The sequence below is a fragment of the Streptomyces peucetius genome (assembly GCF_025854275.1).
Classification (GTDB): domain Bacteria; phylum Actinomycetota; class Actinomycetes; order Streptomycetales; family Streptomycetaceae; genus Streptomyces; species Streptomyces peucetius_A.
The window spans coordinates 4,544,054-4,557,903 of sequence record NZ_CP107567.1; the positions used below are offsets into that span (position 1 = coordinate 4,544,054).

The 13,850-nt window shown below is 69.3% G+C and carries 15 protein-coding genes; 12 read left to right on the forward strand and 3 right to left on the reverse strand.

What is annotated here, in order from left to right; translation table 11 throughout:
- Positions 1-122: 122 nt before the first annotated feature.
- A complete protein-coding gene (locus tag OGH68_RS20975; RefSeq protein ID WP_264246210.1) occupies positions 123-728 on the forward strand; it encodes a DM13 domain-containing protein in 606 nt (201 codons plus the stop codon).
- A 230-nt stretch (positions 729-958) separates the two neighbouring features.
- Here the strand turns inward: OGH68_RS20975 and OGH68_RS20980 are convergent, their stop codons facing one another.
- Positions 959-1,513, reverse strand: a complete 555-nt coding sequence (locus tag OGH68_RS20980) for a hypothetical protein (protein ID WP_264246213.1) — start codon at positions 1,511-1,513, stop codon at positions 959-961.
- Positions 1,514-1,630: 117 nt separating this feature from the next.
- On the opposite strand from OGH68_RS20980, the gene hemL reads away from it, so the two are divergent.
- The 8 genes from hemL (at position 1,631) to OGH68_RS21020 (ending at position 9,927) form a co-directional block, all read left to right on the forward strand.
- Positions 1,631-2,947 carry a glutamate-1-semialdehyde 2,1-aminomutase gene (gene hemL, locus OGH68_RS20985; protein ID WP_264246215.1) on the forward strand — a complete coding sequence of 439 codons (1,317 nt, stop codon included), beginning with the start codon at positions 1,631-1,633 and terminating at the stop codon, positions 2,945-2,947.
- 122 nt (positions 2,948-3,069) lie between these two features.
- Positions 3,070-3,717, forward strand: a complete 648-nt coding sequence (locus OGH68_RS20990; RefSeq protein ID WP_264250197.1) for a histidine phosphatase family protein — start codon at positions 3,070-3,072, stop codon at positions 3,715-3,717.
- 182 nt (positions 3,718-3,899) lie between these two features.
- On the forward strand, positions 3,900-5,150 hold the full coding sequence (locus tag OGH68_RS20995) for a hypothetical protein (RefSeq protein WP_264246217.1): 1,251 nt from the start codon (positions 3,900-3,902) through the stop codon (positions 5,148-5,150).
- A 68-nt stretch (positions 5,151-5,218) separates the two neighbouring features.
- Positions 5,219-5,818, forward strand: a complete 600-nt coding sequence (locus OGH68_RS21000) for a TlpA family protein disulfide reductase (protein ID WP_264246219.1) — start codon at positions 5,219-5,221, stop codon at positions 5,816-5,818.
- Positions 5,819-5,822: 4 nt separating this feature from the next.
- On the forward strand, positions 5,823-6,587 hold the full coding sequence (locus tag OGH68_RS21005; RefSeq protein WP_264246221.1) for a cytochrome c biogenesis CcdA family protein: 765 nt from the start codon (positions 5,823-5,825) through the stop codon (positions 6,585-6,587).
- Between the two features lie 4 nt (positions 6,588-6,591).
- A complete protein-coding gene (locus tag OGH68_RS21010; RefSeq protein WP_264246223.1) occupies positions 6,592-8,265 on the forward strand; it encodes a cytochrome c biogenesis protein ResB in 1,674 nt (557 codons plus the stop codon).
- A complete protein-coding gene (ccsB, locus tag OGH68_RS21015) occupies positions 8,262-9,347 on the forward strand; it encodes a c-type cytochrome biogenesis protein CcsB (protein WP_264246225.1) in 1,086 nt (361 codons plus the stop codon). The genes OGH68_RS21010 and ccsB overlap by 4 nt, the downstream gene beginning before the upstream one ends.
- A gap of 37 nt (positions 9,348-9,384) precedes the next feature.
- Positions 9,385-9,927, forward strand: coding sequence for an SRPBCC domain-containing protein (locus OGH68_RS21020; RefSeq protein WP_264246227.1), 543 nt, complete (start codon positions 9,385-9,387; stop codon positions 9,925-9,927).
- Between the two features lie 5 nt (positions 9,928-9,932).
- Here OGH68_RS21020 and OGH68_RS21025 read toward each other — a convergent pair whose 3' ends face one another.
- Positions 9,933-10,382 carry a nucleoside deaminase gene (locus OGH68_RS21025; RefSeq protein ID WP_264246229.1) on the reverse strand — a complete coding sequence of 150 codons (450 nt, stop codon included), beginning with the start codon at positions 10,380-10,382 and terminating at the stop codon, positions 9,933-9,935.
- A gap of 132 nt (positions 10,383-10,514) precedes the next feature.
- Positions 10,515-10,904: a PLD nuclease N-terminal domain-containing protein gene (locus OGH68_RS21030; RefSeq protein WP_264246231.1), complete on the reverse strand. Its 390-nt coding sequence runs from the start codon at positions 10,902-10,904 to the stop codon at positions 10,515-10,517.
- Positions 10,905-10,993: 89 nt separating this feature from the next.
- Here OGH68_RS21030 and OGH68_RS21035 point away from each other — a divergent pair, with 89 nt between their 5' ends.
- The 3 genes from OGH68_RS21035 to mqnP are packed head-to-tail and all read left to right on the forward strand — an operon-like array spanning position 10,994 to position 13,832.
- Complete coding sequence (locus tag OGH68_RS21035; RefSeq protein ID WP_264246233.1) at positions 10,994-12,445, forward strand: menaquinone biosynthesis decarboxylase; 1,452 nt, start codon at positions 10,994-10,996, stop codon at positions 12,443-12,445.
- Positions 12,442-12,912: a hypothetical protein gene (locus OGH68_RS21040; protein WP_264246235.1), complete on the forward strand. Its 471-nt coding sequence runs from the start codon at positions 12,442-12,444 to the stop codon at positions 12,910-12,912. Before OGH68_RS21035 ends, OGH68_RS21040 begins: the two co-directional genes overlap by 4 nt.
- Entirely contained in the window at positions 12,912-13,832 is a 921-nt protein-coding gene (gene mqnP, locus OGH68_RS21045; protein WP_264250198.1) for a menaquinone biosynthesis prenyltransferase MqnP, read from the forward strand. Before OGH68_RS21040 ends, mqnP begins: the two co-directional genes overlap by 1 nt.
- Positions 13,833-13,850 lie beyond the last annotated feature (18 nt).

Genomic DNA, 13,850 nt, shown 5'->3' on the forward strand with positions numbered 1-13,850 from the left:
CCGATCCGACCGGGGAACGCGCCGTAAGGGAACCGTCATGTCTTCCGGGCCCCGCAGCGGGCTGCCGTCTCCTTGAATGGAGATCCGAGAGTTCTTCTTCCGGGCTCGTCGAGGAGGCAGGGATGGGACGCGTACGCAGGGCTTCGAGCAGACCGGTGGGTGTCGTGGCGCTGGTGCTGACGGTCGTGGTGGCGGTCGCGGGGCTGTACTGGTTCCAGCCGTGGAAGCTGTGGCAGGACGAAACCGTGGAGGAGGCACTGCCCGGGGTCGAGGCCCCGGCGACGCCCACGACCGGGCCAGCCGAGGACGCGACGCCGTCCGCCTCGACGCCGTCCGCCTCGCCGTCCACGCAGCCGTCCGAGCCGCCGTCGAGTCCGCAGACGCTCGCAGGCGGCGAGCTGATCAGTCACGAGCACACGACGACCGGTTCCGTGCGGCTGCTGCGCCTGCCCGACGGCTCGCACATCGTGCGGCTGGAGAACCTGGACACGAGCAACGGCCCCGACCTGCGCGTCTGGTTGACCGATGCGCCGGTCAAGGAGGGCCGGGCGGGCTGGCACGTCTTCGACGACGGGGCGTACGTCAGTCTCGGCAAGCTCAAGGGGAACAAGGGAGACCAGAACTACCGCCTGCCCGCCGATGTCGACCCGGCCGACTTCACCAGCGTCAGCATCTGGTGCGACCGCTTCGACGTGTCGTTCGGCGCGGCGGAGCTCGGCCGCACCTGAGCGCGACACCGGTCCCTACCGGATCCGAGCCGCGACAGTGGTCCGTCGGAGGGGGCGGGGCGGCTGCGGCGACACGCTTCGGTGAGCAGACGCAGGACCGCCGGCTGGACCTGCCCGAACCTGCGTATACCCACCCGGACGACCTGGACCACCCGGATCTGCCCGAACCTGCGGCACGCACCCGAGTGCGGCACGGCCGCGCGCCGCAGAATCGGAACCGGCGTCGGGGGTCAGGGCCAGACGAGGCAGTACGGCTGATGGCCGGCCTCGTGCAGTCGATGGCTGAAATCCTGCCATTCGTGGAGCAGTTGGTAGACGTTGAACGCGTCCCGCGGCCCCCCGCGGTCCGGGACCGTCGACCATATGAACGCCGCCGCGCCCACCGACTCCTCGCCGATGCCGCGCAGGGGATCGACCACGGTCATCGGCAGCTTCACCACCGCGTAGTCGGGGTGCAGCACCACGAGCTCCAGTGGCGGCACCTTGTTCAGCGGCATGCCCTGGATGCCGGTCAGCACCATCGCCGCTATGGTCTCGGGCTTGATCTTGGTGAACATCCCGCCCATGCCGAGCTCGTCACCGCCGAGCTCCTCGGGGCGCATCGAGATCGGCACCCGCGCGGCAGTGGCACCGTCGGGCGCGCCGAAGTACTTGTAGGTCACCCCCACCCGGCCGCTCCTGCCTCCTGCGGGCTCGTCCCCTTCGCCTCGCCGGTGCTTCCCGCGCCGGGCAGGCTCAGGACCCAGGCCGTCGGTCCCCTCGCCCAGTCCGCCACCGCGATGCATATCTCCACCCGACCACTCGCAGCCCCCGCCGCGCAACCCGATCATCGTGACAGTGACCTCCCCCACGAACGTGCGGTGAAACACCTGTCCACCAGATCCGTCCGAGCCTCTGAGACCATGGATTCCGTGAGCTTCCCCTATGACGCCCCAGTTTCGCAGACGCTTTTCGACCGCGCGTCCCTCGTGACGCCCGGCGGCGTGAACTCTCCTGTCCGGGCTTTCCGTGCTGTGGGCGGTACGCCCCGGTTCATGGTGTCCGGCACCGGTCCGTACCTCACCGATGCCGACGGGCGCGAGTATGTCGACCTCGTGTGCTCGTGGGGACCGATGATTCTCGGGCACTCCCACCCGGCCGTCATCGAGGCGGTGCAGGCCGCGGTCGCCCGTGGCACCTCGTTCGGCACGCCGGGCGAGGGGGAGGTCGCGCTCGCCGAGGAGATCGTGGCCCGTGTCGAGCCCGTCGAGCAGGTACGGCTGGTGTCCAGCGGTACGGAAGCGACGATGTCCGCCATCCGGCTGGCCCGCGGCTTCACCGGCCGGCCCAAGGTCATCAAGTTCGCCGGCTGCTACCACGGACACGTGGACGCCCTGCTGGCCGCGGCCGGATCGGGTGTGGCGACGTTCGGCCTGCCCGACACGCCCGGCGTGACGGGCGCACAGGCCGGCGACACGATCGTGCTGCCGTACAACGACCTCGAGGCGGTGCACGCCGCGTTCCACGCCAACGCCGGCCAGATCGCCTGTGTGATCACCGAGGCGTCACCCGGCAACATGGGCGTCGTCCCGCCGCGGCCCGGTTTCAACGAGGGCCTCAAGGCGGCCTGCGCGCAGAACGGCGCGCTGTACATCTCCGACGAGGTGATGACCGGTTTCCGTACCTCGAAGGCCGGCTGGTACGGCGTCGACGGTGTGGCGCCCGACCTGATGACCTTCGGCAAGGTCATGGGCGGCGGCTTCCCCGCCGCGGCCTTCGGCGGCCGCAAGGACGTCATGGCGCACCTCGCCCCCGCCGGCCCGGTCTACCAGGCGGGCACGCTCTCGGGGAACCCGGTGGCCACCGCCGCGGGCCTCGCGCAGCTCAGGCTCCTCGACGACGCCGCGTACGACAAGGTGAACGCGGTCTCGCTCGAGATCCAGGGGCTGGTGGCCGACGCGCTCGCCAAGGAAGGCGTCGCCCACCGGCTGCAGACGGCGAGCAACATGTTCTCCGTCTTCTTCACGGCGACCGAGGTCAGGGACTACGAGGACGCGAAGAAGCAGGAGGCGTTCCGCTTCAACGCGTTCTTCCACTCGATGCTCTCCCAGGGCGTCTACCTGCCGCCGTCCGCCTTCGAGTCGTGGTTCGTCTCCACGGCCCACGACGAGCGGGCGGTCGAGCGGATCGCCGCCGCTCTGCCCGCGGCCGCGCGAGCGGCGGCGGAGGCCACCGCATGAGCGCCGAGCAGAGCAGCGGCTTTGGGCACAGCCCGCTGGACGACGCCGTGGACCGCGCCGCCGGCGAGAGCGCCGATGTCCGGCGCGTCGCCGGCAGCGGCGAGATCACCGTGGTGCATCTGATGCGCCACGGCGAGGTGCACAACCCCGACGGTGTCCTCTACGGGCGCCGCAGCGGCTACCACCTCTCCGATCTCGGACGGCGGATGGCCGACCGGGTCGCCGAGCACCTCTCAGGACGGGACATCACCCATGTCGTCGCGTCCCCGCTGGAGCGGGCCCAGGAGACGGCCATACCGATCGCCAAGTCGCACGGCCTCACGCTCGACACGGACGAGCGCCTGATCGAGGCGGCCAACGTCTTCGAGGGCAAGACGTTCGGCGTGGGCGACGGCGCACTGCGCAAGCCGGGCAACTGGAAGCATCTGACCAACCCGTTCCGTCCCTCGTGGGGCGAGCCGTACGTGGAGCAGGCCAGGCGGATGCGGGCGGCGCTGGACGCGGCACGGGACGCGGCGCGCGGCCACGAAGCGGTCTGCGTCAGCCATCAGCTGCCCATCTGGACCGTGCGGAGTTTCGTGGAGCGTCGCCGGCTGTGGCACGACCCGCGTCGCCGCCAGTGCACGCTCGCCTCGCTGACCACGTTCACGTACGACGGCGACAGGATCGTTTCGGTGGGTTATTCGGAACCCGCCCGTGATCTTGTTCCGGCGCACCTCCTCGCGGGGGCCAAGCCGGTGAAGGGCAAGAGCAAGGCATTCGGCGCGTAGCCGGCCGCCGCTGATCGTCGTACAACCGGTCCACACTCGGTCAAGATCACTCATGAGCGTGCAAGAAAAATAAGCAGAAGTCCCCGGAACCCTCATGTTCCGACGCGCATCTCAGCTTGTGTCGGCTTGCTGTGCCGATTTCAGACAGCTCTCCCGACCAAGAGAGCGCGGATGGGGACGATATGCGGGACATCAGTCGAAGGGGACTGCTCGGGGCGGGACTTGGGGCCGCGGCAGCGATCGGGGTGGCGGGCTGCGGCTCCAACGGCCCGGACAGAAGCGGACCCGGCGATCCGGCCAAGGGGGGTGGCCGGGGCAAGGGCAGCGCCAAGCCCTCTCCGTCGAAGACCCCCGGCCGGCTGATCGGTGACGGTTCCACCTCCGACACGGGCAAGCAGCCGCACCAGCCGCCGAAACCCGTCCGGCTCGAACCCGGGCAGTCGCCCCCGCAATTCGTGATCTTCTCCTGGGACGGGGCGGGTGAAGTGGGCAACGGCCTCTTCCCCCGATTCCTCGAGCTCGCCAGGAACCACGGGGCGGGCATGACGTTCTTCCTCTCCGGGAACTACGTCCTGCCCGAATCGAAGAAGTCGCTCTACCGGCCGCCCAACAATCCGGTCGGCGCTTCCGACATCGGTTATCTCACCGACGACCACATCAAGGACACGCTGAAGTACATACGCCTGGCATGGCTCGACGGCCATGAGATAGGCACCCACTTCAACGGTCATTTCTGCGGCGGCAGCGGATCGGTCGCCAACTGGACGCCGGCGGACTGGCGCAGCGAGGCGGAACAGGCTGTGAAGTTCGTCACCGAATGGCGCACGAACAGCGGCTGGCACGACATCGACCCGCTGCCCTTCGACTACCGCAAGGAACTCGTCGGCGCACGCACCCCCTGCCTGCTCGGCCAGGACAAACTGCTGCCGACGGCCAAGCAGCTCGGCTGGCGCTACGACGCCAGCTCGCCCGGCGGCCGCCAGATATGGCCGGACAAGAAGCTCGGCATCTGGGACCTGCCGCTCCAGGCCGTCCCGTTCCCGGGCCACACCTTCGAAGTCCTCTCCATGGACTACAACATGCTCGCCAACCAGTCGAAGAATTCGACCCAGGGCGTGCCCTCCCGTTATCCGGGCTGGAAGAAGCAGGCGACCGACGCCTATCTCGCGGGATTCAGCAGGGCCTACGAGACCAATCGCGCCCCCTTCTTCATAGGCAATCACTTCGAACAGTGGAACGGCGGAATCTACATGGACGCCGTGGAGGACGCGCTCAAGGGCATGGCCGGCAAGAAGGACGTACGGCTGGTGTCCTTCCGGCAGTTCTGCGACTGGCTCGATGTGCAGGACCCGCAGGTGCTCGCCAAGCTGCGTACGCTCGAAGTCGGTCAGGCGCCGGCGGGCGGTTGGAACGCATTCTTTAAGGCGGCTTGACAACGGTCCCAAACGGGCACCCAGGGGGGCGCGGAAGATCCGCGCGGACGTCATGCGAAACTTTTCACATGACCCATAGCCGTGCCTCCCGTGCCGCCCTGCTGACCGCCCTGGTCGCCGCAGGCGCGCTCACCCTGTCGGCCTGCGGCGACGGTGGAACGTCCGGCGGTGGCGGCGACACCAACTTCGTCACCGGCACCGGCGGTGTCGAAACCGTCCCCAAGGGCGAGCGCCGGTCACCCGAGAAGCTCGCGGGCGAAACGCTCCACGGAGAGCAGCTCGACGTCGCCGACCTCAAGGGCAAGGTCGTCGTACTGAACCTCTGGGGATCATGGTGCGGTCCATGCCGTGCGGAGGCCCGCCATTTCGCCGCGGTGGCCGAGGAGACCGAGGCGCAGGGCGTGGCGTTCGTCGGAATCAATACCCGTGACCCGAAGAAGCAGAAGGCGATCAACTTCGAGAAGGACTACGGCATCGAATATCCGAGCCTGTACGACCCGATCGGGAAACTGATCGTCAACGCCTTCCCCAAGGGCACTCTGAATCCGCAGGCCATTCCCACCACGATCGTCCTCGACCGGGAGGGAAAGATCGCCGCGCGCTCGCTCAAGGCGCTCGACGACAAGGGACTCCGCAAGATGATCGATCCAGTGATCGCGGAGAAGTGATCCTGTGGAGGTTCTGGCCGTCGCGTCCGGCGTGACCGAGACGATCAACAGCGGTGCCCTGCTGCTCGCGCTGCCCATCGCCCTGCTCGCCGGGCTCGTCTCCTTCTTCTCGCCCTGCGTACTGCCTCTGGTCCCCGGCTACATCTCGTACGTCACCGGGGTCGGTGGTACCGATCTGGCGGACGCGCGGCGCGGCCGGATGGTCACCGGCGCGTCCCTCTTCGTCCTGGGCTTCACGGTCGTCTTCGTCTCCGGCGGCGCGCTGTTCGGTTACTTCGGCAACACGCTCCAGGGCCAGCGCGAGGTCCTGTCCAAGATCCTCGGCGTCCTGATGATCCTGCTGGGCGTCTTCTTCATGGGACTCATGCCCTGGCTCACCCAGCGGGAGTTCCGCTTCCACAAGCGCCCGGCGGCCGGCCTCGCCGGTGCTCCGCTGCTCGGCGCACTGTTCGGCATCGGCTGGACGCCCTGCCTCGGCCCGACCATCGCATCGGTGAACGCCCTCGCGTTCCAGGAGGCGACCGCGGGCCGCGGGGCCGTACTGATGGTCGCCTACTGCCTCGGCCTCGGGCTGCCCTTCGTGCTCGCCGCGGTCGCCTTCCGCAAGGCGCTCGGCGCGTTCGGCTGGGTGAAGCGTCACTACACATGGGTGATGCGGATCGGCGGCGGCATGATGATCGCGACGGGTCTGCTGCTGCTCACAGGTGCATGGGACACCCTGGTGCAGGAGATGCAGGGATGGTCCGACGGTTTCACGGTGGGGATCTGAGTTCATGAGCAAGACGGAAGAGCGCGACCTCGGCGAGGCCGGCGCGCAGCTGTCCACCGCTCCTGTGGAGGAGAGGCACCGGGAGTCCGCCGGCGGTCCCACGCTGGGCGTGATCGGCTGGCTGCGCTGGTTCTGGCGGCAGCTCACCTCCATGCGGGTCGCGCTGATCCTGCTGTTCCTGCTGTCGCTGGGTTCCATCCCCGGTTCGCTGATCCCGCAGAACAGCGTGGACCCGATGAAGGTGGAGGCCTTCAAGAAGCAGCACGACGTCCTGACGCCGGTCTACGAGAAGCTCCAGCTCTTCGACGTCTACAGCTCGGTGTGGTTCTCCGCGATCTACATCCTGCTGTTCATCTCGCTCATCGGCTGCATCGTGCCCCGCAGCTGGCAGTTCGTCGGACAGCTCCGCAGCCGGCCGCCGCGTGCGCCCAAGCGGCTCACCCGCCTTCCCGCCCACACCACCTGGCGCACCGAGCGGGAGCCGGAGCAGGTGCGCGAGGCGGCGCTCGCGATGCTGAAGAAGCGTCGCTTCCGCGCCCACACCGCCGGCGACGCGGTCGCCGCGGAGAAGGGCTACCTCCGCGAAGCGGGGAACCTCGTCTTCCACGTGTCGCTGATCGTGATCCTGGTGGCGTTCGCGATGGGGGTGCTGTTCAAGTCCGAGGGCGGCAAGCTGGTCGTCGAGGGCGACGGCTTCTCCAACACCCTCACCCAGTACGACGACTTCAAGTCCGGTTCGCTGTTCAGCCCCGACGAACTCGTGCCGTTCAGTTTCACCCTGGACAGCTTCACCGGCACGTACGAGAAGAACGGTCCGCAGCGCGGCACCCCCCGCACCTTCGAGGCCGCCGTCACCTGGTCCAAGGGCGACGGACCCGAGAAGAAGTCGGTCATCGAGGTCAACAAGCCGCTGAACGTCGACGGCACCAAGATCTACCTGCTGGAACACGGGTACGCTCCCGTCGTCACCATCCGCGACGGCCGCGGCAAGGTCGTCATCAGCGAGCCCGTGCCGCTGCTCCCCATCGACGCCAATGTCTCGTCGACCGGCGCGATCAAGGTGATGGACGGCTACCGCGACAAGAACGGCAAGAAGGACCAGCTCGGTATCGCCGCGTTCTTCGTCCCGACCTACGGCGGTGAGAACAGCGGCCAGATGTTCTCGCAGTTCCCCGGGCTCGAGTACCCGGCGCTCAGTCTCGGCGTCTACCACGGCAGCCTCGGCGTCGACTCCGGCCTGCCGCAGAACGTCTACCAGCTCGACACCAGCAAGATGGAGCAGTTCAAGGACGCCGACGGCAACCGGCTCACCAAGCGTCTGCTGCCCGGCGAGACCATGAAGCTCCCCGACGGCGCCGGTTCCATCACCTTCGAGAACGAGGTGAAGGAGTGGGCGAGCTTCCAGATCTCGCAGCAGCCCGGCAACGGCTGGGCGCTGACCGGCGCGGTCGCGGCCATCACCGGCCTCGTCGGCTCGCTCTTCATCCAGCGCCGCCGCGTCTGGGTGCGGGCCGTGCGCGGCGCGGACGGCGTGACCGTCGTCGAGATGGCCGGCCTCGGACGAGCCGAGTCGGCGAAGGTCCCCGAGGAACTGGCCGACCTGGCCGCCACCCTCCATGCACAGGCGCCCACGGCGTCTGAACCCGTAGAAGTTCCTGCCGAAGGGTCTGAGAAGTGACTCTCGCCGCCGCGACCAACGCGAACCTGGCTGAGATCAGCAACTACCTGATCTATTCGTCGATGGCCGTCTACACGCTGGCCTTCTTCGCGCACATCGCCGAGTGGACGCTCGGCAGCCGCAGCAAGGTGGCCCGTACCGCCGCCGCGCTCACCGCACCCGCGCGGGAGACCGAGGCCGAGGCCCCGAAGGTGCATGTCAAGGGCGGCGGCACCGCCATTCTGGAGAAGCCGAAGGTCGTCACCCGGGCCACGAACGGCGCCCGTGACGTGCCCGACGGCCCGGGCGCGCACGGCGGCACCGCGAGCGGTGACCTGTACGGCCGGATCGCGGTCTCCCTCACCGCGCTCGCCTTCCTGCTGGAGGCGGCCGGTGTCGTCTCCCGGGCCCTGTCGGTGCAGCGCGCGCCGTGGGGCAACATGTACGAGTTCTCCACCACGTTCTCGACCGTCGTCGTCGGTGTGTACCTGGCGCTGCTCCTCGCCAGGAAGAACGTCCGCTGGGCCGGTCTGCCGCTGGTCACCACCGTGCTGCTCGACCTCGGCATCGCCGTCACCTGGCTCTACACGGAGAGCGACCAGCTGGTCCCCGCGCTGGACTCGTACTGGCTGTGGATCCACGTCTCCACCGCGATCTTCTGCGGTGCGGTCTTCTACCTGGGCGCCGTCGGCACCGTGCTCTACCTGTTCCGCGACTCCTACGAGAACAAGCTGGCGAACGGCGGCAGGCCCGGCCGCTTCGCCACCTCGGTACTGGAGCGGCTGCCCGCCTCGGCCTCCCTCGACAAGTTCGCCTACCGGGTCAACGCGGCGGTCTTCCCGCTGTGGACGTTCACGATCATCGCCGGCGCCATCTGGGCCGGCGACGCGTGGGGCCGCTACTGGGGCTGGGACGCCAAGGAGGTCTGGTCCTTCATCACCTGGGTCGCGTACGCCGCGTATCTGCACGCCCGGGCCACCGCGGGCTGGAAGGGCCGCAAGGCCGCGTACCTGGCGCTGATCGCCTTCGCCTGCTGGCTGTTCAACTACTACGGCGTGAACATCTTCGTGAACAGCCTGCACTCGTACGCGGGCGTCGAGTGAGGTAGCGCCCGCACCGCCCAGGGGTGACGCTGGATGTATGAGTGACGTGATCCCTCGCGGCAGCACGGAGACCCGGGACGACGGCACTCACCTGCTGCGGTACGTACTGCGTCTGCCGCATCCGGTGATCAGGGTATGGGCCGCCGTGGCGACCCCTGAAGGACTGCCGACCTGGCTCTGCGCCGCCGACCTGCTCGAACCGAGAGTCGGCGGCGCCGTCACGCTCCGCCGGCTCGCCGCGTCCGATCCGTGGGCTGTGCCCACGGGGGATGCGGAGGTCCGCCACACCGTCGCGGAAGGCCACGTCACCGCGTGGGACGTGGAGCGGGTCGCCGAGTACACCGTCTCCGTCCACGGCCGCATCCGCTTCCACCTCGAGCCGCACGGCGACAACGGGACCGTGCTGCGCTTCACCAACGAGCTGCGCTGCGACGACGACGTGCTCCTCGACCGCCTGGCCGGCTGGCACAACCACTTCGAGCTGCTCGTGGACGCCCTGGAGGGCCGGCCCGTCACCGACTGGAAGACCTGGACCCCCGACCGCTGGCGGCAGCTGCGGGAGTCCTACGCGGCGGCGTAGCGCGCTCAGTCGCCGATGTCCTCGTGCCACAGCTCGGGGTGCCGTCCGACGAAGTCGCGCATCATCGCCGTGCACGCGGCGTCGTCCAGCAGCACGATCTCCACGCCGTTCGCGGCCAGCCAGTCGTGGCCGCCGTGGAAGGTCTCCGCCTCGCCGATCACCACCCGCGAGATGCCGAACTGCCGCACCAGACCGCTGCAGTACCAGCACGGCGACAGCGTCGTCACCATCGTCGTGCCGCGGTACGACCGCTGCCGTCCCGCCGCGCGGAAGGCCGCCGTCTCCGCGTGCATCGACGGATCGCCGTCCTGGACACGCCGGTTGCGGCCCCTGCCGAGGAGCGTGCCGTCCGCCCCGTACAGCGCGGCGCCGATGGGGATGCCGCCCTCCGCGAGACCGGCCCGTGCCTCTGCCACGGCCGTCGCCAGCCATGTCCCGTACCTGTCGTGTGCCATGCGTCTCCTCTCCGCGGCCGGGCCCGGCCCTCGTCTCAGGGGCGAGCCCCGCGGAACCCGGTCCGCTCGCGCGACTGCGGGCTCCTTTGGGCCGCGACCTTCTCGAAGGTGACGAGCAGACGGATCCACACGTCAGGACTTGTCGCCCTCGCCGTCCTGCTCGCGCTTCTTCAGCTCCTCCTCGCGGCGGCGCAGGTCGGCCTCCCAGTCCTTGAGGACCGCCTCGTCCTTCTTGTTCTCGTCCTTGAGGGACTTGAGGAAGTCGGGGTTGTCGTCGGGGGCGACCCACTCCATGCGGTGGTTGCGGTGCCACTCCGAGGGGGTGCGGCCGCCGGCCGGGGCGTGCCGCATCTTGCCCGCGGCGAACCAGACGATCGGGCCTACGACCCAGAAAAGCAGGATGATGAACACCCAGGCCAGCTTGGGGAGGTGCTTGGCCTCGTCCTCGGGGGTGTTCAGGCAGTCGATGAACGCGTAGATCGTCAGCGCCAGCGGCAGGATGTACATCAGCGCCCTGAGCATTGGGACAGCCCCCTGGAGACATAGGCGGGGCGGCGTTTCCCCGGCCCCGGTGACGGGGCCAGGGTAGCGGGTGCCCGATACTTGACCCCATGGCTTACGACGATCTTCGCTCCCTGCTCCGGGCGCTGGAGCGCGAGGGCGACCTCAAGCGCATCAAGGCCGAAGTCGACCCGCATCTCGAGGTCGGGGAGATCGTCGACCGGGTGAACAAGGCCGGCGGGCCGGCCCTCCTCTTCGAGAACGTGCGCGGCTCCGCGATGCCGCTCGCGATGAACGTGTTCGGCACCGACCGCCGCCTCCTCAAGGCGCTCGGCCTGAAGTCGTACGCGGAGATCAGCGAGAAGATCGGCGGGCTGCTCAAGCCGGAACTGCCGCACGGCTTCATCGGGGTCCGTGAGGCGTTCGGCAAGCTCGGCTCGATGATGCACGTCCCGCCGAAGAAGGTGAAGGAAGCGCCCGTGCAGGAGGTCGTCCTGCACGGCGACGACGTCGACCTGGACCTGCTGCCCGCGCTGTTCACCTGGCCCGAGGACGGCGGCTCCTTCTTCAACCTGGGGCTCACGCACACCAAGCACCCCGAGACGGGCGTACGGAACCTCGGCCTGTACCGGCTCCAGCGGCACGACCGCCGGACCATCGGCATGCACTGGCAGATCCACAAGGACAGCCGCAACCACTACGCCGTCGCCGAGCAGCGGGGGGAGCGGCTGCCGGTCGCCATCGCCTTCGGCTGCCCGCCGGCCGTGACGTACGCCTCGACCGCGCCGCTGCCGGGCGACATCGACGAGTATCTGTTCGCCGGTTTCGTCGCGGGCAGGCGGATCGAGATGGTCGACTGCAAGACCGTGCCGCTGCAGGTCCCCGCGAACGCCGAGGTCGTGCTGGAGGGCTGGCTGGAGCCGGGGGAGATGCTGCCCGAGGGTCCCTTCGGCGACCACACCGGCTTCTACACGCCGCAGGAACCGTTCCCCGCGCTGACCATCGACTGCGTCACGATGCGCAAGCGGCCGCTGCTGCAGTCGATCGTGGTGGGCCGCCCGCCGACGGAGGACGGGCCGCTGGGCCGTGCCACCGAGCGGTTCTTCCTCCCACTGCTCAAGATCATCGTGCCGGACATCGTCGACTACCACCTGCCGGAGTCCGGCGGCTTCCACAACTGCGCGATCGTCTCGATCGACAAGAAGTACCCGAAGCACGCGCAGAAGGTGATGCACGCCATCTGGGGCGCGCACATGATGTCGCTGACCAAGCTGATCGTGGTGGTGGACAAGGACTGCGACGTCCACGACCTGCACGAGGTCGCGTGGCGTGCGCTCGGCAACACCGACTACGCCCGCGACCTCACCGTGGTCGAAGGCCCGGTCGACCATCTCGACCACGCCTCCTACCAGCAGTTCTGGGGCGGCAAGGCGGGCATCGACGCGACGAAGAAGCTTCCTGAGGAGGGCTACACCCGGGACGGCGGCTGGCCGGCCATGGTGGAGTCCGACCCGGGGACGGCGGCGCTCGTCGACCGCCGCTGGAAGGAGTACGGCCTGTGAGCCCCCTCGCCGTGGGCGGCCCGGCCCTCTTCATCGGCACCGACACCGACTACGTGGCGCTCGTGCGCCCCGAACTCGATCCCGCAGACCCGGGCGTCCGGCTGGCCGCGGAGCAGGCGGGCGTCCCGCCGGAGGAGTTCGCGGGCAGCGGGGACACCTGGGCGCTCCTCTTCGAGAGGGCAGGCAGGGGCGACGGCTTCGAGCTGCCCGGTGTACGCGACGCGGAGCCCGCGGACTTCGCGCAGCGGCTGCGCGCCGAGCTCGCCGCGGTGTCCGGGCCGTTCACGGTCGACGGCGGCGCCGTGCTGCGGCTGGAAGCCGTTCCGGCCGGCGCGGACGCGTACGCCTTCACGGCGCACATCACCCCGCCCGACGACGCCGGGACGCGGCTCACCGTGGAGACGGGTCCGCTGCCCGTCGCCGGGCTGCTGGCCGACCTCGACGCGTTCCTCGGGAGCCTCGCATGATGACGACCGCCGACGGGGTCGTGGGTCCGGGCCCGGCGCCGCAGCCGACCAGGAGGGTGAAGGCCTTCCTGCGGCTGGTGATGATCGAGCACTCGGTCTTCGCGCTGCCCTTCGCCTACATCGCCGCGCTCACCGCGATGTTCCGGGCGGACCGGAGCGTCCACTGGGTCGGGCTGCTGCTCGTCACCGTCGCGATGGTGGGACTGCGGACCTTCGCCATGGCCTGCAACCGGATCATCGACCGCGAGATCGACGCCCGTAATCCGCGCACGGCGGGGCGCGAGCTGGTCACCGGCGCCGTGTCCGTCCGCTCGGCGTGGACGGGGGCGCTCGTCGCGCTCGTCGTCTTCCTCGGCGCGGCCGCGCTCCTGGGCCCGCTGTGCCTGGCGCTCGCGCCGGTCGCGGTGGTGCCGATGGTGGTCTATCCGTACGGCAAGCGGTTCACCGACTTCCCGCACGCGATCCTCGGTCTGGCGCAGGCGATGGGCCCCGTCGGGGCGTGGATCGCGGTCACCGGGGCGTGGTCGTGGGACGCGGTGATCCTGGGGCTCGCCGTCGGCGTGTGGATCGGCGGCTTCGACCTGATCTTCGCCTGCCAGGACGTGCAGGCCGACCGCGCCCACGGCGTGAAGTCGGTCCCTGCCCGCTTCGGCATCCCGGCGGCGCTCCACGGCGCCCGTGGGTCACATGTCGTGACGACCGGCCTGCTGGTCTGGTACGCGCTGGCGACGGACGCGGGCGTCCTCTTCTGGGCGGGCCTGGTCATCGTCGTGGCGGCGTTCCTCTACGAGCACACGATCGTCCGCCCGCACGACCTGTCGCGCCTGAACAGGGCGTTCTTCACGGTCAACGGGTTCATCGGCATCGCCCTCTTCGTGTGTGCGCTCGCCGATCTCGTGGTCCGGGGTCTGACCGTATAGCGGCGGCCCGCACGCACC